Annotated in this window: 15 protein-coding genes; 8 read left to right on the top strand and 7 right to left on the bottom strand. The window is 71.1% G+C overall.

Annotation, left to right across the window (positions count from 1 at the left end; genetic code table 11):
* Positions 1–24: 24 nt before the first annotated feature.
* Entirely contained in the window at positions 25–726 is a 702-nt protein-coding gene (locus tag ACFY3V_RS31140) for a GntR family transcriptional regulator (protein ID WP_389778429.1), read from the bottom strand.
* Complete coding sequence (locus ACFY3V_RS31135) at positions 723–1,253, bottom strand: VOC family protein (RefSeq protein ID WP_350949643.1); 531 nt, start codon at positions 1,251–1,253, stop codon at positions 723–725. The genes ACFY3V_RS31140 and ACFY3V_RS31135 overlap by 4 nt, the downstream gene beginning before the upstream one ends.
* Positions 1,254–1,574: 321 nt before the next feature.
* Here ACFY3V_RS31135 and ACFY3V_RS31130 point away from each other — a divergent pair, with 321 nt between their 5' ends.
* Positions 1,575–3,779: a thiamine pyrophosphate-dependent enzyme gene (locus ACFY3V_RS31130; protein WP_362904493.1), complete on the top strand. Its 2,205-nt coding sequence runs from the start codon at positions 1,575–1,577 to the stop codon at positions 3,777–3,779.
* Between the two features lie 63 nt (positions 3,780–3,842).
* A complete protein-coding gene (locus ACFY3V_RS31125; RefSeq protein ID WP_389778426.1) occupies positions 3,843–5,096 on the top strand; it encodes a dihydrolipoamide acetyltransferase family protein in 1,254 nt (417 codons plus the stop codon).
* Between the two features lie 101 nt (positions 5,097–5,197).
* On the opposite strand, the gene ACFY3V_RS31120 is transcribed toward ACFY3V_RS31125, so the two are convergent.
* A complete protein-coding gene (locus ACFY3V_RS31120) occupies positions 5,198–6,202 on the bottom strand; it encodes a DMT family transporter (protein ID WP_389778424.1) in 1,005 nt (334 codons plus the stop codon).
* 73 nt (positions 6,203–6,275) lie between these two features.
* On the opposite strand from ACFY3V_RS31120, the gene ACFY3V_RS31115 reads away from it, so the two are divergent.
* The gene (locus tag ACFY3V_RS31115) at positions 6,276–7,226 is read left to right on the top strand and encodes a LysR substrate-binding domain-containing protein (protein WP_362904487.1); all 951 of its coding nucleotides are present in this window, start codon (positions 6,276–6,278) and stop codon (positions 7,224–7,226) included.
* Positions 7,227–7,236: 10 nt separating this feature from the next.
* Here ACFY3V_RS31115 and ACFY3V_RS31110 read toward each other — a convergent pair whose 3' ends face one another.
* The 4 genes from ACFY3V_RS31110 to ACFY3V_RS31095 form a co-directional block, all read right to left on the bottom strand.
* The gene (locus tag ACFY3V_RS31110; protein ID WP_389778421.1) at positions 7,237–8,478 is read right to left on the bottom strand and encodes a CynX/NimT family MFS transporter; all 1,242 of its coding nucleotides are present in this window, start codon (positions 8,476–8,478) and stop codon (positions 7,237–7,239) included.
* Between the two features lie 102 nt (positions 8,479–8,580).
* The gene (gene hisG, locus ACFY3V_RS31105) at positions 8,581–9,471 is read right to left on the bottom strand and encodes an ATP phosphoribosyltransferase (RefSeq protein ID WP_389778419.1); all 891 of its coding nucleotides are present in this window, start codon (positions 9,469–9,471) and stop codon (positions 8,581–8,583) included.
* Between the two features lie 17 nt (positions 9,472–9,488).
* Entirely contained in the window at positions 9,489–10,193 is a 705-nt protein-coding gene (locus tag ACFY3V_RS31100) for an SDR family NAD(P)-dependent oxidoreductase (RefSeq protein ID WP_362904482.1), read from the bottom strand.
* The gene (locus ACFY3V_RS31095; protein WP_362904480.1) at positions 10,180–10,911 is read right to left on the bottom strand and encodes a phosphoribosylaminoimidazolesuccinocarboxamide synthase; all 732 of its coding nucleotides are present in this window, start codon (positions 10,909–10,911) and stop codon (positions 10,180–10,182) included. Before ACFY3V_RS31095 ends, ACFY3V_RS31100 begins: the two co-directional genes overlap by 14 nt.
* Positions 10,912–11,081: 170 nt before the next feature.
* Here ACFY3V_RS31095 and ACFY3V_RS31090 point away from each other — a divergent pair, with 170 nt between their 5' ends.
* From ACFY3V_RS31090 to ACFY3V_RS31070, 5 genes are read left to right on the top strand one after another with little or no spacing between them, the layout of a single operon-like run.
* The gene (locus ACFY3V_RS31090) at positions 11,082–12,344 is read left to right on the top strand and encodes an aminotransferase class III-fold pyridoxal phosphate-dependent enzyme (protein WP_362904478.1); all 1,263 of its coding nucleotides are present in this window, start codon (positions 11,082–11,084) and stop codon (positions 12,342–12,344) included.
* Positions 12,337–13,368: a Gfo/Idh/MocA family protein gene (locus tag ACFY3V_RS31085; protein WP_389778415.1), complete on the top strand. Its 1,032-nt coding sequence runs from the start codon at positions 12,337–12,339 to the stop codon at positions 13,366–13,368. Before ACFY3V_RS31090 ends, ACFY3V_RS31085 begins: the two co-directional genes overlap by 8 nt.
* Positions 13,369–13,394: 26 nt before the next feature.
* A complete protein-coding gene (locus ACFY3V_RS31080; RefSeq protein WP_389778414.1) occupies positions 13,395–15,149 on the top strand; it encodes an ABC transporter ATP-binding protein in 1,755 nt (584 codons plus the stop codon).
* On the top strand, positions 15,142–16,920 hold the full coding sequence (locus tag ACFY3V_RS31075; RefSeq protein WP_389778413.1) for an ABC transporter ATP-binding protein: 1,779 nt from the start codon (positions 15,142–15,144) through the stop codon (positions 16,918–16,920). The genes ACFY3V_RS31080 and ACFY3V_RS31075 overlap by 8 nt, the downstream gene beginning before the upstream one ends.
* Complete coding sequence (locus tag ACFY3V_RS31070) at positions 16,917–17,450, top strand: NUDIX domain-containing protein (protein ID WP_350949630.1); 534 nt, start codon at positions 16,917–16,919, stop codon at positions 17,448–17,450. The genes ACFY3V_RS31075 and ACFY3V_RS31070 overlap by 4 nt, the downstream gene beginning before the upstream one ends.

The raw sequence follows: 17,450 nt of genomic DNA, 5'->3' as shown, positions 1-17,450 counted from the left end.
GGGTGGAGCCGCGTCCGGTGTGGCTCAGCGGCCCGTGGAGTTGCGTTCGATGACCGGTAGGAGTGCGATCCGGGTCCTGCGGATGTGCCCTGCCAGCAGACGCTCCGCGTCCGTGGTGTCGGCGCGCCGGATCGCGTCGATGAGCAGTCGGTGTTCGGCGTTGATCACCCATTCCCGTTCGTGGCCCGCGCGTTCGACGTACGCGCGCCGGTACGGCTGGGTTATGTTCCACAGCCTTTCGATCATGTCCCGGAGTTCCTTGTAGGGGTTGCCCGAGTAGGACAGCAGGTGCAGTTCACGGTCGAGGTGGAGAAACCTGTCCAGGCTGGTGTTGGCCTCGATCTCGTCCTGGATCCGCTCCAGGCGCCGGATCGTCTCGGCCGGCAGGTGCGGGATGCTCTCGGTGAGCGCGAGCGGTTCCAGCCGTTCGCGGATCTTGTAGGTGACGTCGCACTCCGCCGCGTTCATCTCCGAGACCCAGGCGCCGCTGTTGGCCTTGAGGGTGACCAGGCCCTGGGAGTGCAGGATGCGCAGCGCCTCTCTCACCGGCAGGCGGCTGGCGCCGAAATCCCTCGCGACCTCCTCCTGACGGATCCTGGCGCCCGGCTTGAGCGCCCCGGACAGGATCTGCTCGCGCAGGTGCTCGGCGATCTGGTGGCTCATCACGCTGGTGGCGGCGCCCGTTTTGTCGTCCGCGGATTCCAGGCCCGAGGTGAGGCCGGTCATCCGCCCACCGCCTGGCTCTGTTCCTCCCGCAGGTACCACGCCCGACCGCGCGGGTAGGAGACCAGTTCGAACTGGGCACCCCAGGGGGCGAGGAAGTAGATCCAGCGCTGCCCGGCGTGCGGGCCGTCGCTGGCGGTGGGGCCGCCGAGCACGGTCACACCGCGGGAGCGCAGGTAGTCCGCCGCGGCGTCGATGTCCTCCACGTACAGGGCGAGGTGGTGACCGCCGACATCGCTGTTACGCGGCGGGGTCTGCGCCTGGTCGGGGGCCTCGTACTCGAAGACCTCGAAGACCGGCTGGTTGCCGCAGCGGAAGAACCGCAGCTTGTCCACCCGGGCCCGGGGATGCACGTTGAGATGGGTGGTCATCCAGTCCCCGTCGTCGGACTTGGCGCCGAGCGGGTAGAGGTACTCGCACCCGAGCACGTCCACCAGGAACTCGGTGGCCTGGTCGATGTCGGGAACGGTCAGACCGACATGGTCCAGGCCGACGAGCCCCGGCAACCCAGGGGCACCCCCTTCAGCCATGTATCCCACCTCCGAATCCGTTGACGATCTGTTTCTTGGAAGTTTCCACTGCCGCACCTTCACCGAGTATGGATCCAATAAGGCCTGGTGGATCGGTAGCTTGGTCGCCCAAAGTATGGAAAGTCAATGTTGAGAGCACATTCTTCCGTTACGAAGACATAACGGTAGTGTGAGATCGGATCCAATCTGTGCGATGGTCGGTAACAACCGCGGATCGCGGAGGGGGTGCGGCCGACCGGTCCCGGTCGCCCGGCAGAGCGCCGGCGCCCCCGCGCCGGAACCTGCCCGGCCTCTGGCTTGTCCACCTGGAAGAGAACACACATGACCAAACACCAGGACCTCGCCGCGCCCACCCCCTGGCTGGAGTTGACCACCACGGAGGCGGACTGGGACGCGGCCGACCCCGACCTGCTGCGCGCGATGTTCGGGCAACTCGTGCTGATCCGCGCCTTCGAGGAGTACGTCCTCGAACTCGCCGGGTCCGGACTGGTCCACGGGCCCGCCCACTCCAGCGTCGGTCAGGAGGCCGGGGCGGTCGGGTCGATCCTCTCCCTCACCTCGGCCGACACCATCACCGGATCCCACCGGGGCCACCACCAGTTCCTGTCCAAGGCGCTGGGACATGTGCTGCCCGGCGGCTGGGACCCGCGCGGCGACCTGCCCGCCCCGGTCACCGACCTGCTCACCCGGACGCTGGCCGAGATCTGCGGGCTGGCCCGCGGTTTTTGCCGGGGCCGGGGCGGATCCATGCACCTGCAGTGGCCGGAAGCCGGAGCGATGGGCACCAACGCCATCGTCGGCGGCGGCGTCCCGCAGGCGGCCGGCTTCGCGTGGGCACACCGGCGGGCGGGCACCGACGCGGTCTCGGTCGCCTACTTCGGTGACGGCGCCGCCAACATCGGCTCGGTGCTGGAGAGCTTCAACCTCGCCGCCGCCTGGTCCCTGCCGATCTGCTTCTTCATCGAGAACAACCAGTACGCGGTCTCCACCCATGTCCGCGAGGTCACCGCGGAACCTCGGCTCTCGGTGCGCGGTCTCGGCTTCGCCATCCCCAGCTGGCGGGTGGACGGCATGGATCCACTCGCCGTCCACCTGGCGATGGGCGAGGCGCTGGCCCACATGCGGGCGGGCAACGGGCCGGTCATCATCGAGGCCGACCTGTACCGGTACTACCACCAGAACGGCCCCTTCCCCGGCAGCGCGTTCGGCTACCGCTCCAAGGAGGAGGAGCGGCAGTGGCGGCAGCGCGACCCCATCACGCTGATGACCGGCCACCTGCTCCGGCGCGGCGCGCTCACCGAGCAGGAGGCGAGCAGGGCCGTCGACCAGGCCGCCGCCATGATGCGGGTGATCGGCGACCGGCTGCTCGAGCCTCTCCCCGGCGGCAAGCCCGGCCAGCGCCGTATCCGCCCGTCGGAGTGGCCCGAGCCCGGTTTTCGTGATGTCGGCGTACGCGGCGACCTGTCGGAGTTCGGCTCCGAGGTGCGCTACGAGGAGGAGGCCACATTCTCTGGCCGGCTCGACGAGCGCGAGTTCGTCGACGTGGTCGCCGAGGTGATGGCCCGCCGGATGGAGACCGACCCCGCCGTCGTCGTCATGGGCGAGGACGTGCACCGCCTCAAGGGCGGTACCAACGGGGCCACCAAGGGACTGGCCGACGCCTTCCCCGACCGGGTTCTCGGCACCCCGATCAGCGAGAACGCGTTCGCCGGACTGGCCGGCGGACTGGCCATGGACGGCCGCTACCGCCCGGTCGTGGAGTTCATGTACGCCGACTTCCTCTGGGTGGCGGCCGACCAGCTGTTCAACCAGATCGGCAAGGCCAGGCACATGTTCGGCGGCGACCACCCGGTACCGCTGGTGCTGCGCAGCAAGGTGGGCACCGGCACCGGCTACGGCTCGCAGCACTCGATGGACCCGGCCGGAATCTTCGCCACCGCGCCGGGGTGGCGGATCGTCGCGCCCAGCACCCCCTTCGACTACGTGGGCCTGATGAACACCGCGCTCCGCTGCGACGACCCCGTGGTGGTCATCGAGCACGTCGACCTGTACACCAGCACCGGCACCGGGCCGATGGACGACCTCGACTACCACATCCCGGTCGGCCGCGCCGCGGTGCGCCGGGCGGGCCGGGACGTGACCGTGCTCTCCTACCTGTCGATGGTCGCCCACTGCCTGGAGGCGGCCGAGCAGGTCGGTGAGATCGACCCCGAGATCATCGACCTGCGCTGGCTGGACCGGGCCAGCATCGACTGGGACACCATCGGCGCCAGCGTGATGAAGACCGGCACCGTGCTCATCGTCGAGCAGGGGGCAGTCGGCACCTCCTACGGGGGCTGGCTCGCCGACGAGATCCAGCGCCGCTACTTCGACTGGCTCGACCACCCGGTACAGCGGGTGACCGGCGGCGAGGCGTCGCCGAGCATCAGCAAGGTCCTCGAACGGGCGGCCATCGCCCGCACCGAGGAGGTCGCCGCCGCCTTCCGCCGCATGACCACCGACGGCACGCTCGCGCCCCGGCACTGAGCCCACCTTCCGATCTCCCGCACCACGAACCAGGGACCAGGACCAATGGCCACTCTTCTTCGCATGCCAGAACCGGCGGCCGGTGCAACCAGCGCCGTCGTGTCGGAATGGCCGATCGCCGAGAACTCCCCCTACTCCGTCAGCACCGCCATCGTCGTCATCGAGACGGCGAAAGCGTCCATCGAGATCGAGGCGGAGAGCGACGGCGTCCTGCTCAAGCGACTCGTCCCCGCCGGGACCGAGGTCGACGTCGGCACGCCCATCGCCCTGCTCGGCGCGCCCGGGGAACCGCCGGAGAACATCGAGGACCTCCTCGCCGGACTCGGCGTCACCAAACCCACCGCAGAGCCCACCACAGAGTCCGACACGAAATCCGCCGCAGAACCGGACGCCTCCCCGGCGCAGCCCACCGCCGTGAACGGGCATCCCGTACCCGAGGAACCGGGCACGCCGCAGCGGGTCTACGCCAGCCCGCTCGCCCGACGGCTGGCCCGCCAGGGCGGTCTGGCGATCGACCGGATTCCCGGAACCGGACCGGCCGGCCGGATCCTGCGGCGAGACGTCGAGGAGGCACTGGCCCGCGCGAGCGAGCCCACCCCCACCCCCGCCCCCGCGCCTGTCGCGGCTCCGGCGGCCGGGGACCACGAGGACATCCCGCACAGCAGGATCCGCCGCGCCATCGCCACCCGCCTGGTGGAGAGCAAGCAGACCACCCCGCACTTCTACGTCAGGGGAACCGCCCGCGCCGAAGGGCTGCTGGCCGTCCGGGCGCAGCTCAACCAGCCGGGATCACCCAAGATCTCGGTCAACGACCTGGTGGTCAAGGCGGTCGCCCGTGCCCACAGGCTCGTCCCCGAGATGAACGTGATCTGGACCCCGGAGGCCGTCCGCCGCTTCACCCAGGTGGACGTGGCGGTCGCCGTGGCCACCGACACCGGCCTGGTGACCCCGGTGCTCCGCGCGGTCGACACCATGCCGATCAGCGTGGTCGCGGAGACCACCCGCCGCCACGCCGACAGCGCCCGTACCGGCCGCCTGCGCCAGGGTGACCTGGAAGGCGGCACCGTCGCCGTCACCAACCTGGGCATGTACGGCACCGAGGAGTTCACCGCGATCATCAACCCGCCGCACTCCTCGATCCTGTCGGTCGGTGCCGTCCGCACCGAGCCCGTCGTGGAGAACGACGTGGTCGTCCCCGGAGCCACGATCCGTTTCGTGCTCTCGATCGACCATCGCCCGATCGACGGCACGGTCGCGGCCCGTTGGATGGGCGAATTCCTGTCCCTGATCGAGAATCCGGTCCGCATCCTCGCCTGAAGGGGCCGGGATGCGAGTGGCGATTTTTCGCGCCGCCCCGTCCCGGCCCAGCCGCCACCTGCCGACGAGGATTCAGCGCCGTGAACCCATGAGGTCACGCTTCACGGCGCCAGGCCGACCGGCTCGGTGCGGTCCTCTCGTGCGGAATCCAAGCCCTGGCGGTTTTCCGGCTCGGGCCGGTCGGGCGCCGGGCGCGGGCCCCGGTCCTGGCGTCGGAGTTGCAGGACGACGACGCAGGACAGCACAAGCGCGCCACCCGCGAGCTGCACCGGGGTCAGGGACTCGCCGAGGACGAGCGCGGCCAGTGCGGCGGTGACCACGGGCTCGAAGGTGGACAGGATGGCGGCGGCCGACGGGCCGATGCGCTTGAGCCCGGCGAAGAAGGTCAGCATCGCCACGACGGTGGAGACCACGGCGATGGCGGCGAGCCAGAACCATCCCGACACCCCGAAGCCGAGGTCGACGCCGCCGGTGAGCAGGGTACGGGCGGCGAGGGTGCCGGCCGCGCCGGTCATCACCAGCGCGGACAGCACCACGGGCGCCAGCCGGTGCACAACGGTGTCGGCGACGAGGATGTAGACGGTGTACGTGACCGCGGAGGCGAAGGCGAGCAGCGCCCCGAGCGGGTGGAAGCTCATGCCGCCGGCGCCGAGCAGGACCAGCAGTGTTCCGCCCGAGGCGGCCGCCAGCGCGGCTGCGCGCGCGAGGGTGAGCCGGTCACGGCCGAGCAGCACCGCCGTCACGGTGACCATGACCGGGTAGGTGTAGAGGATCAGGGCCAGCAGCGAGGCGTCCATCAGCCGCAGCGCGGAGAAGAACAGGCTCGCCTGCGTGGCGTACCCGATGGCGCCCAGGCCGACGGCGATGGCGAGCACTCGGCCGCGCGTCATCGCCGGCCGGCCGGTCGCCCCCTGCCGGGGAGGACCGGAGGCGGCGCGGCGCAGTCCCGGTCGCACCAGCACGACGATCCCGAGCAGGACGGCGGCGAGGGTGAAGCGCACCAGCAGCAGCGCCTCGGGCGAGACGCCGGCGTCGTAGGCGAGTTTGCCGAAAATCGCCATCGCGCCGAAGCAGGCCGCGGACAGAAGACATAGTGCTGCACCCATGCGTACCAGGATCGAGGTCCCGACTCATTGGGTCCAGCGATGATTTCTGGAGGTGAATCGTTAGGATTCTCGCATGATCGAGCTGGATCTTCGGCGGTTGCGCTTCCTGCGGGAGTTCGAGGAGCGCGGCACCCTGGCCGCGGTCGCGGCGGCTCTGGGCTACAGCCCGTCCACGGTCTCCCAGCAGCTCGCCCTGCTGGAGAAGGAGGTCGGTGCCCGGCTGCTCGACAAAGCCGGTCGGGGTGTGCGGCTCACCGACGCCGGACAGCTGCTCGTTCAGCACGCACGGGTGCTGCTGTCGGCCGCCGAGGCGGCGGAAGCGGACCTGGCCGGCCTCGGCGGCGACATCCGGGGCACCGTCCGCGCCGGCGGCCTGCAGTCGGCCGCCCGCCGTCTCCTCATCCCGGCACTGGCCCGTATGAAGGCCGACCACCCGCGAGTCCGTGTGGAGATCTTCGAGCTGGAACTCGAACAGTCCCTGCCGGGCCTGCGCCTCGGCACGGTCGACCTCGTCATCGGCGACGAGTACGACAGCCACCCCCGCCCGCGCCCGGCCGGCCTGCGCTTCACGCCCCTGCTCGAAGAGCCGCTGAAAATCGTGCTCCCGGCCGCGCATCCACTCGCCAGGACCGGCGGACCCGTCCCGGTCACCGGCCTGCGATCCGACATCTGGACCGCCTCCGCCGAAGGCACCGGCCACCACGCCATGGTCATCGGGACCTGCCGCACCCTTGGTGGCTACGAACCGGACCTGCGCCACCGCTCCAACGACGCCGACGTCCAACTCGAACTCGTCCGTGCCGCGGCGGCCGTCGCCCTGCTGCCGGCCCTGACCCTGCCCGGCGACGACCCCGCGCTCGCGTTCAGGGACATCGCAGAAACCACCCTCAAACGCCGCCTGGTCGCCGCCACCCGAGACACGCCCCCCGCTCCCGCACTCAGCGCCCTCCTGACAGCCGTGACGGACCAGGTGCACAGGCTTGACCTGTGGCAGCCTTCCAGACCACCCGCCCGGCGTTCCTGACGATCGACCTTCAGCCCGCGACGCCTTTCTCCCCTGCTCCGGCCACCCACCGTTGACGCCCCGCGGCGCGGCCGCCGGCCAGCAGCAGTGCGGCGACGGCGGCGACGAGCCCGACGGCGATGACCGGCGCGAGCGCCGCGAAGCCGAAGGCGGCCGCGACCTCGCCGAACATCGGCGGGCCGAGCAGCGAGCCGAGGCTGCCCGCCTGGGCGACCAGGCCGCTGCCGACGTCGGCGTGGTCGAGCCGCTCCAGGATCAGTGGCAGGGCGGCGAAGACGAGGGCGGCGAGGAACCCGTTGGCGAGCGAGAGCGTCCCGGCGCCCGCGAGCACGCCGGCGAGCGGGCCGCCGCCGTAGACGAGCCAGGCGGCGGGCACGGCGAGCAGGCCGAACAGCGCGAGGACGCCGACCCGGGTGCCGCGACGCAGCAGCATGCCGACGAGCAGCCCGCCGACCGCGCTGAGCAGCGAGATCACCGAGGTGCTCGCGCCGGCGGCGGCGGCCGAGTTGTCGTGCTGCTCGATGAGGAGCGTGGGAAGCAGCACGATCACCGGTATGGTCACCAGCGCGGTCAGGCAGAACGAGAAGGCCAGCACGCCCGGCCATCGCAGCGCACGCAACCGGGGGACGGGCCCGGCGGCGGCTCGCGGACCCGCCCCGGTGCGGGGCAGCCGCAGTTGCAGGACCACCGCCATGAGAAGGGTGAGAGCGGCGAGCAGGCCGATCCAGCCGCGCCAGCCGAAGGCGTCGCCGGCCGCGCCGCCGACGAGCGTGCTGGCGAACAGGCCCACGGACACGAACGTGGCCCAGACCGACAGGGCGGCGCTGCGGTCGCGTTCGTCGGCCAGGCGCAGGACGAGCACCGGCCCGGCGATGGTGACCATCAGGTAGCCGAAGCCCTCGGCGACGCGGGCGACGAGCAGCCAGGCGAAGTCGTCGGCCAGGACGCTCGCCGCGCCCGCCACGGCGATCAGGGCAAGGCCGTACACCAGCGCCCCCCGCGCGCCGACACGGCGCATCAGGTAGCCGCCGGGCAGGCCGAAGGCTGCGCCGACGCCGACGACCGCCGAGATGACCCAGCCCAGCTGGGACAACGACAGCGACAGCTGGCCGGTCACCGCCGGCCCGACGGGGGCGAACTTGCCCAGGCTCATCGCGGCGACGACGCCGCCGAGGTAGACGACGCCGATGGTCGCCCACGTCGAGCGCCGCCCGGGCTGCACGGGCGCGTCCGGGGCCGGCTCAGACTTCACGCTCTCTCCTTCACACGACGTCGCGGCGGCTCAATGCTCGTCGTGCCCTCGTGTGCCGGTCAACTCGGCGCGGCCTGTACGGCGACGCGGCGCGGGCCGGCGTCATGGCCGCGTCGCGTTCGTGGCGAGGATACCGATTCCGGTCTCGGTGACGGTGACGGCGCCGGCCGACAGCAGGACGTCGATCGTCTCGGGCACGTCCCGGCTCGGCAGCACGCCCTGCAGGACGACCATGTTCTCGTCGCCCAGCTCCGCGCCGGCCCGCCACGAGCGCCCCGGCATGGCCGAGGTGACCTGCGGCAGACACTCGGCGGGGGCGCGGACGGTGAGCAGCACGTTCGCCGGGCCGACCCAGGCGCCGCGCAGCAGCCGGGCGACCTTCCCGATGACGGCGCGTCGCCTGCCGTCGGCGTAGGCGGCGGGGTTGGCGATGAGCTGGGCGCCGCAGGTGCGGATCGTCTCGATGACGCGCAGGTTGTTCTGCCGCAGGGAGTGTCCCGTCTCCACGACGTCGACCATCACGTCGGCCAACTCGGGGATCTTGGCCTCGGTGGCGCCGTAGGAGACGACCACCTCGGCGCGCCGTCCGGCGTCCTGGAAGAAGCGGCGGCCGATGTTGGGGTACTCGGTGGCGACGCGGACACCGTCGGCGAGGTCGGCCACGCTGGTCGCCGGGTGGTCGGCGGGCACGGCGAGGACGAGCCGCCATGGCCTCTCGGTGTTGCGGGAGTAGTCGAACGACTCGACCACCTCGACCTCGGCGCCGGTCTCCTCGACCCAGTCCGCGCCGGTGAGCCCCACGTCGAACGAGCCGTTCTGGACGACGAGCGGGATCTCGCGCGGCTTGTAGAAGGCGACCTGCGCGGTGCCCGCGTACTCGATGGTGCCCCGGTAGGAGCGCTCAAAGGGCCGTCGTACGTCGAGACCGGCGGCCGCGAAGAGTTCCAGCGCCCGCCGTTCCAGGGATCCCGTCGGCAGAGCGAGCGAGATCATGCTTCCTCCTCCGCGCGTCAGATGTGTAACAGCCGGTCGATACCGGTGATCGGCGGCGTCGCCAGGTCGGCGGGGCGCACCTCGATCTCACCGACGACGAGGTCGGTGGGCCAGGAGTCGACGATGCTGCCGACGCAGCGGGCGATCGAGCGGGTGCTCATCTTGTAGGGGTCGGTGTCGCCGTCGAGGTTGGCGATGGCGCCGGGCGAGACGAGACAGGCGCGTACGCCGTTGCGCCGCTCCTCCAGCAGCAGCGTCTCCACCAGCGCCTTCAGGCCGGCCTTGGTGGCGCTGTAGGCGGCCCCGCCCTCGAAGTAGCGGGTGCCCGCGTGGCTGCCCATCGCGACGAAGACGCCGCGGCTGGCTCGCAGCGCCGGCAGCGCGGCCTGAACGAGGTGGAAGCAGGCGCTGAGGTTGATCGCCACCAGGCGTTCCCAGTCGGCCTCGCGCAGGTCGGCGATCGGGTCCAGGACCCGGTCGACGGCGTTGGACACGCAGACGTCCAGCCGTCCGGTCGCGGCCAGGACGTCGGCGACGGCCCATCTGATCTCCGCGGGCCGCGACACGTCGCAGCGCCGTTCGCCGAGCCAGTCCGCGCCGGCGAGGGAGCGGTTCAGGGAGAAGACGCGAAACCCGCGCCCGCGCAACTCCTCGGCGATGGCCCGGCCGCTGCCCCGGTTGGTACCGGTGATCAGCGCCACCCGGCCGTCATCTGATGACATCGAGGATGCGACTCCACTGGTTGACGATCTCGTCGGCGTCGACGCCGTCACGGAACAGGTCCTTGTCCAGCGGGGACCCGTCCTCGTGCCGCAGGCGCATGCAGTCCTGTGAGATCTCGGAGATGACGGTGAGGCCGCCTTCGGCGGTGACGCCGAAGATGAGGCACATGTCCCAGAGGTCCACGGGGTGCAGCCAGGAGCGCAGTGTCTCGTTGACGGCCAGGGCGCGCTCGCGCATCTCCTCGACGGGCAGTCCGAGGACGCGCAGGTAGTCCTCGCCGATCGGCTGGTCCTCGGGGTCGATTCGGTAGTCGAACTTCACGACCGGGCGCGGCAGTGGCGCACCGTCCTCGAACAGGCCGGGGTACTTGCGGGTGGTCGACCCGGTGGCCCGGTTCTTCACGATGACCTCGAAGGGCGGGGCCGGGCAGTAGTCGGCGAGGTAGGAGTCGGGGCCGACCCGCTCACGGAACGCGCACGCCACCCCCGCCGCCTCGATCCGGGCCGCAGCTTTTTCATAAAAAGCCAGCCGTAACGGCCCGGTACGCTCCACCATTTCGTCGCGCTGGTATGTGAAACTGCGCAGGCTGGGGACTATCTGCACCAGACATCGGCCCTCGGGCAGTCGCCACAGCCGTTTACTGCGCCCGACGATATCCGGCTGTACCGTTCCGGGTATTTCGGAGATCGGAATTCGCCGACTCGATCCGTGGTCCACATCGCCTCCATATCGGAGTTCGGCTCGACCCACCGCTTCGACCGTCGCACCCTTATCCAGGCGTTGTAAACCTAGAAGAAGGTTCACTTGACCCTGCTCGCAGGCCGCCGCTACGGTCTCGGAAATTAAGCTCTCGATCTTATTCACGGTTTCCGGAGAGGAGGAAGATCTTGTCGAAAAACGAGCGAATAGCTCACTCGAAGATCACTCGTAAGTTTCGGTCCGAAGGACGCCAACTCCTGTTCACGCAGGGGCAGGGCGGTGAGGTTTCGGATGCGAACGGGATGACGTACATCGACTTCGTCATGGGATACGGACCGGTGATAATCGGCCACTCGGACGAACTCTTCAATGAAATTCTGTGCGGCTATCTCGGTAACGGCGTGATGATGCCGGGCTACACGACCTTCCACGCGGAGTACTTGGAACGGCTGCTCGGCGAGCGGACCGGGGACCGCGGCGCGTTCTTCAAAACCGCCTCCGAGGCCGTCACCGCGACTCTGCGGCTGGCCGCGATGCGCAACGGCCGGCTGGGAGTGCTGCGCAGCGGTTACATCGGCTGGCATGACGCGCAGATCGCCAACTCCCTGAAGTGGCACGAGCCGCTGCACTCGCCGCTGCGCGGGAAACCGCGCTACACCGAGGCGATGCGCGGCATCGGCGAGAGCGAGCCCGCGGTGAACTGGGTGGACTTGCGGCTGGAGTCGCTGGCGGAGATCCTGGAGCGCTATCGGGACCGGCTGGGCTGTTTCGTCTTCGACGCCTACCTGGCCTCGTTCACCACTCCCGAGGTGCTGCGGCAGGCCGTCGCGATGTGCCGGGACGCCGGTCTGCTCACCGTCTTCGACGAGACCAAGACCGGTGGCCGTATCTCGCCGCTCGGCTACGACCACGACCACGCCATCGGCTCGGACCTCATCGTGATCGGCAAGGCGCTGGCCAACGGGGCGCCGCTGAGCCTGGTGGTGGGTGAGGCCGAACTGCTGGCCGACGCCGAACGGGCCCGGCTCAGCGGTACGTTCTCCAAGGAGATGATCGCCGTGTACGCGGCGCTGGCGACCCGCGACATCTTGGACAAGCCCATCGGTGACGCGCCGGACGGCTGGGCCGAGATCGGCCGGATCGGCACACGGGTGGCGGCCGTCCTGACCGCGGCGGCCGAGGACGCCGGTGTGGCGGCCCTGGTCGGTGCCCGCCCCGTTCTCGGCGGCGGGATGTTCGAGCTGGTCTACCACGATGAGGCACTGCTGGGTGACAAGGTGCGGCGTGAGGCGCTGCTCGCCGCGCTCACCGGCGCCGGCATCCTGCTCCTCGAAGGGCACCCGTCGTTCGTCAGCCTGGCACACCGGCAGATCGACCCCGATGAGCTGCGCGGCCGGGCGCGCCGAGCCTTCGAGCGGTGGAGCACGAGCGTGGAGGCCGGCCGTGACTGACCGCCCGCGCCTCGCCCTGGTCGGCTGCGGCCGGCAGATGAGCCAGAATCTCCTGCCGTTCCTCCAGCGCGTACGCGGTCACCGGATCGTGGCCTGCGTCGACCCCGACCTGTCCTTGGCCAAGGAACTGCAGCAGGAGTCCGGGGCGGCGCTCTGCGCCGACTCGATCGAGGCGCTCGACCTGGACATCGTGGACGCGGCCGTCATCGCGGTGCCGCCCGAGCCGTCGTACCGGCTGACCCGCCGGCTGGTGGAGGGCGGCGTCGACTGCTTCGTGGAGAAGCCCGCCGGGCCCTCGACGCCCGCGTTGCAGGATCTGCACCACGTCGTGGACCGCAGCGGCCGCAACGTCCAGGTGGGCTTCAACTTCCGCTACGCCGAGACGCTGCGGCGGCTGCACGAACTGAGCCGCGACGCCCGGGCGACCTCGTGCTCGGTGACGATCGACTTCTACAGCCGCCATCCCTCGGCCCCGCAGTGGGGGGTGGACACCACGCTGGAGGCGTGGATCCGGCACAACGGGGTGCACGCCCTTGACCTGGCCCGCTGGTTCACCCCCTCCCCCGTCGTCCAGGTGAACGCGCACGTCATCCCGGGTGAGGACGACCGCTTCCAGGTGAACGTGTTCCTCCGGCACCGCGACGGGTCCCTGTCGACGTTGCGGATGGGCAACCACGTCAAGCGGTTCCTGGTGGGCGTCATGGTGCAGGGGATGGACGGCAGCCGCTACAGCGCGCCGTCCCTGGAGCGGGTGACCCTCGATCTGGCCGACGGCCTGCCGCTGGGCCAGGAGCTGTACGGCACGAAGAACCTCGATCACGGCTGGGACCGGAGCGGCTTCGGGCCGGAACTGGAGGCGTTCGTGGCATCCTGCGGGAACGACGCCCCCTGTGCGGGTGACACGCCGTCGATCGCCGACGCGCTCGCCGCCTCCGTACTGGCCGACCAGGTGATGGAGGAGATCAACCGGGACGGTAAGAACGGCCTGGGACACCTGCCGGACGCGGCCCGCGCCTCGGTGTAGGTGAGCCGTTGACCAGGGAGGGGGCCATGGACCGGACGCGACCGGCGGGCCGGGCCGGGCGAGCACGGCAGGTCGCGTCGCCGGCCGTGCTCGGGTGGATCGCCACCCGGCTGCGCGTGCACCGGCCGCTGCTGGTGGTGTTCACCGTGGCGGCGGTGGCGGCGAACGTGTGCACGACGCTGGTGCCGGTCCAGATCGGTGCGGCGTTCGCCGAGGCGACCGGCGAGCGTGCCGACCCCGGCGTGCTGGCCGCCGCGGCGGTCGCCACCGCGCTGCTGGCGGCCGGCCGGTTCGCCGCCGACCTGCTCTCGCACGGCTCGATGGAGATTCTCGCCCAGCGGGTCAAACGCGACGTGCGCGACGAGCTGTACCGCAGTCTGCTGGCCAAGCGCATGTCCTTTCACGACCAGCAGCGCATCGGCGACATCCTGGCCCGCGCCATCAACGACGCGCGGCTCGTCGACTACATGTTCAGCCCAGGGGTGTCCACCGCGTTCAACGCGCTGCTCGCCCTGGTGGTGCCGATCGTGTTCATCGCCTCGCTGAATCCCCAGCTCCTGCTCGCCCCCGGCGCGCTGGTCGTGGTGTTCGCGGTCGCACTGCGCCGGCACCTGCGGCGGCTGCAACCGCTGACGATGCGAATCCGGGAGACGTTCGCCGACCTGAACGAGCGTTTCTCCACCACGTTGACCGGCATCGCCACCGTGAAGGCGGCCACCCAGGAGGAGCACGAGCGGCTCGCGTTCCGGCGGGCCGCCGCCGCCTACCGGGACGCCTTCGTGCGGCGCGGCCGGGCGCAGGCCGTCTACCTGCCCGCGCTCAGCTTCGCCGTCGCGATGGCCGTCGGCGCCCTGCACTCCCTGTACCTGTACGGCCAGGGCGAGCTGGCGCTCGCGCAGGTCGTCACCTACCTGGGCTGGCTGGTGGCGCTGGCGCAGCCGGTCACGTTGTCGGAGCAGGCCGTGCCGGTCGTCCAGGAGGGGCTGGCCGCCGCCGCCCGGATGCGGCAGATCATCGACGGGCCCGGCGACCTCGAGGAGACCACCGGCGTCACGACGGCCGTCGAGGGCGCGATCACCTTCGACCGGGTGACCCTGCGCCACGACGGCAAGGACGTCCTGAGCGAGGTGTCCTTCCACCTGCCCGCCGGGCGCACGCTCGCCGTCGTCGGACCCACCGGCAGCGGCAAGAGCATGCTGCTGAAACTCGTCGCGCGCATGTACGACGCCGACGAGGGGCGGGTGCTGATCGACGGCCGGGACGTACGCGACTGGGAGCCGGGCGCGCTGCGCCGTCAGATCGGCCACGTGGACCAGGAGATCTTCCTGTTCTCCAAGAGCGTGCTGGACAACGTCGCCTTCGGCGCACCCGCGGGGGCCGCGGAAGAGGACGTCAAGCGCGTCGCCAAACTGGCCTGCGCCGACGACTTCGTCCAGGAGATGGAGCACGGCTACGCCACCGTCCTGAACGAGGGCGGCACGACGCTGTCCGGTGGTCAGCGGCAAAGGCTGGCCATCGCCCGGGCGCTGCTCACCGACCCGCGTGTCCTCACCCTGGACGACGCGACGAGCGCGATCGACGCGCGTACGGAGGCGACCATCACCGAGGCGATCGAGCGGGCGACCGCCGGCCGCACCACCGTGCTGGTCTCGCACCGTCCGGGCCAGATCCGGCGCGCGGACCTCATCGTGCTGCTGGACGCCGGGCGCGTCGTCGACCTCGGCGGGCACGACGAGCTGATGGCACGCTGCGCGCTCTACCGGGAGATCTACAGTGACTGACCTGTTCGCGGGCCTGCACGCCGACACCTACGACCGCGTGTACGGCAACCGCCGGCTCCTGGTGCGTATCCTGGCCTATCTGCGCGCCCGGCGCGGCACGATGCTGGGCTGCGCGGTCCTTGTCGTGGGGTCGGCCCTGCTGACCGCCTCGGTGCCCGTCGTCATCGCGCGGCTGATCGACGAGGTCGGCGGCGGGGCGGGGCTGGGCCTGTGGCTGGGCCTGTTCGTCGTCGCCGCCGCGGTGCTGGCGTGGGCGATGAACTGGGCGCGCCAGGCCGTCACCGCCCGGCTGGTCGGCGACGTGGTCTACCGGCTGCAGTGCGAGGCCGCCGACGCCGCGCTGGACAAGGACGTCGTCTTCCACGACGACAACTCCGTCGGGCGGGTGCTCAGCCGGGTCACCGGCGACACCGAGGGCTTCGGCTCGGTGATGACGCTCACCTTGAACCTGCTCAGCCAGTCGCTGCTGGTCTTGCTGCTCGGCGGCGTGGTGTTCTGGACCGACCCGGGCCTGGGTCTGATCATCGTGGCCGCGTTGCCGTTCCTGCTGGGGGCGGCGCTGGCCTTCCGCCGGATCGCCCGCACGGCGGCGGCCGCCACCCGGCGGGTGATGGCGAAGGTCAACGCCAACGTCCACGAGTCGATGATGGGCATCGCCGTCGCCAAGAGCTTCGGCCGCGAACAGACCGTCTACGACGACTTCGACGACGTCAACCGGCTGTCGTACCGGGTGTACGTGCGCCAGGGGCTCATCTACGCGGTCATCCTGCCGGTGCTGACCCTGCTGGCGGGACTGGCGACGGCCGTCGTGCTCTACCAGGGCGGGCGTTTCGCGATGCTCGGCCGGCTCTCGCCCGGCGAGTGGTACTTCGCGCTGCAGGCGCTCGGCATGCTGTGGCAGCCGGTCACCCAGGCGGCGGCGTTCTGGAGCCTGTTCCAGCAGGGGCTGGCCGCCGCGGAACGGGTGTTCGCGCTGATCGACGACCGGGGATCGGTCGTGCGGGGAGGGAGCGAGCCGGTGTCGCGCCTGAACGGTGAGATCGAGGCGCGCGGCCTGCGTTTCGGCTACGGCTCCGGCGGCCCCGTCTTCGACGGGCTGGACCTGCGGATCGCCGCGCGCGAGACGGTGGCGATCGTCGGGCGCACCGGGGGCGGCAAGTCCACCCTCGTCAAGATCATCGCCCGTGCGTACGACTTCCAGGGCGGCGAGCTGCTCGTCGACGGCCGCGACGTCCGCGCCCTGGACCTGACGGCCTACCGGCGGCGCGTCGGCGTCGTCCCGCAGCACCCGTTCGTGTTCGCCGGCACGCTGGCGGAGAACATCGCCTACGGCCGTCCCGGAGCCGGTCCGGCCGACGTCGAGCGCGCCGTCGACCGGATCGGGCGCCGGGTGTGGAGGCGCAGCATGCCGATGGCGCCGCACGAGCGGCTCGCCGACGGCGGCCGGGGGGTGTCGGTCGGGCAGCGGCAGCTCATCGCCGTGGCGCGGATGTTCGTGCGCGAGCCCGACATCGTGCTCCTGGACGAGCCGACCGCCAGTGTCGACCCCCTCACCGAGAGGGGCATCCAGAACGCGCTGGCGCGGCTGTTCGCCGGCCGGACCGTCCTGGTCATCGCGCACCGGCTGTCGACCATCCGGCGGGCCGACCGGATCCTCGTCCTGGACGAGGGCAGGATCGTCGAGGACGGCTCCTTCGACGAGCTGCTGCGCCGTGACGGGCCGTTCGCCGCCTTGTACGCCACCTACTACGCCCACCAGGAGACGGCATGAGCAGCCCGCCGCCGGAGCGCTGCGCGCCGCACCCGCGGGAGTTCGACACGATCCAGCGGCGGGCCTCGGCCGAGGGCGTGCGCTGTGTGGTGGGAGCCGTCCTGGTCAACCCGCGCGGCGAGGTGTTCCTGCAGCGCCGCGCCCCGCATGTGCGGCTGTTCCCCGGCTGCTGGGACATCGTCGGCGGGCACGTGGAGGCCGGCGAGACGCTGTGCGCGGCGCTCGCCCGCGAGATCGCCGAGGAGACCGGCTGGCATCTTGAGCGGGTCGGCGACCTGGTCAAGGTGTTCGACTGGGAGGGCGGCGACGGCACCCGGCGGCGCGAGATCGACGTGCTCGCCACCGTCACCGGAGACCTGGAACGGCCCCGCGTCGAACACGACAAATTCGTCGAGGCCGGCTGGCTGGACGCGGCGCGGCTGCGCGTCCTGGCCGCCGGCGGCGAGGAGACCGGCATGGTCGATCTGGCTCTGCGCGCCCTCGCCATGCGCTCCCCCGCTGGCAACACCCCGCCTACCTGGAGACGCTGA

It is taken from the genome of Streptosporangium sp. NPDC000095 (assembly GCF_042899335.1).
In the GTDB taxonomy this organism is placed as follows: domain Bacteria; phylum Actinomycetota; class Actinomycetes; order Streptosporangiales; family Streptosporangiaceae; genus Streptosporangium.
This window is presented reverse-complemented; position numbering and strand designations above follow the sequence as displayed.

What these genes read in the sequence shown, in the direction of transcription:
- ACFY3V_RS31140 (WP_389778429.1), bottom strand. Translation starts at nt 726, where the DNA reads ATGACCGGCCTCACCTCGGGCCTGGAATCCGCGGACGACAAAACGGGC.
- ACFY3V_RS31135 (WP_350949643.1), bottom strand. Translation starts at nt 1,253, where the DNA reads ATGGCTGAAGGGGGTGCCCCTGGGTTGCCGGGGCTCGTCGGCCTGGAC.
- ACFY3V_RS31130 (WP_362904493.1), top strand. Translation starts at nt 1,575, where the DNA reads ATGACCAAACACCAGGACCTCGCCGCGCCCACCCCCTGGCTGGAGTTG.
- ACFY3V_RS31125 (WP_389778426.1), top strand. Translation starts at nt 3,843, where the DNA reads ATGCCAGAACCGGCGGCCGGTGCAACCAGCGCCGTCGTGTCGGAATGG.
- ACFY3V_RS31120 (WP_389778424.1), bottom strand. Translation starts at nt 6,202, where the DNA reads ATGGGTGCAGCACTATGTCTTCTGTCCGCGGCCTGCTTCGGCGCGATG.
- ACFY3V_RS31115 (WP_362904487.1), top strand. Translation starts at nt 6,276, where the DNA reads ATGATCGAGCTGGATCTTCGGCGGTTGCGCTTCCTGCGGGAGTTCGAG.
- hisG (WP_389778419.1), bottom strand. Translation starts at nt 9,471, where the DNA reads ATGATCTCGCTCGCTCTGCCGACGGGATCCCTGGAACGGCGGGCGCTG.
- ACFY3V_RS31100 (WP_362904482.1), bottom strand. Translation starts at nt 10,193, where the DNA reads ATGTCATCAGATGACGGCCGGGTGGCGCTGATCACCGGTACCAACCGG.
- ACFY3V_RS31080 (WP_389778414.1), top strand. Translation starts at nt 13,395, where the DNA reads ATGGACCGGACGCGACCGGCGGGCCGGGCCGGGCGAGCACGGCAGGTC.
- ACFY3V_RS31070 (WP_350949630.1), top strand. Translation starts at nt 16,917, where the DNA reads ATGAGCAGCCCGCCGCCGGAGCGCTGCGCGCCGCACCCGCGGGAGTTC.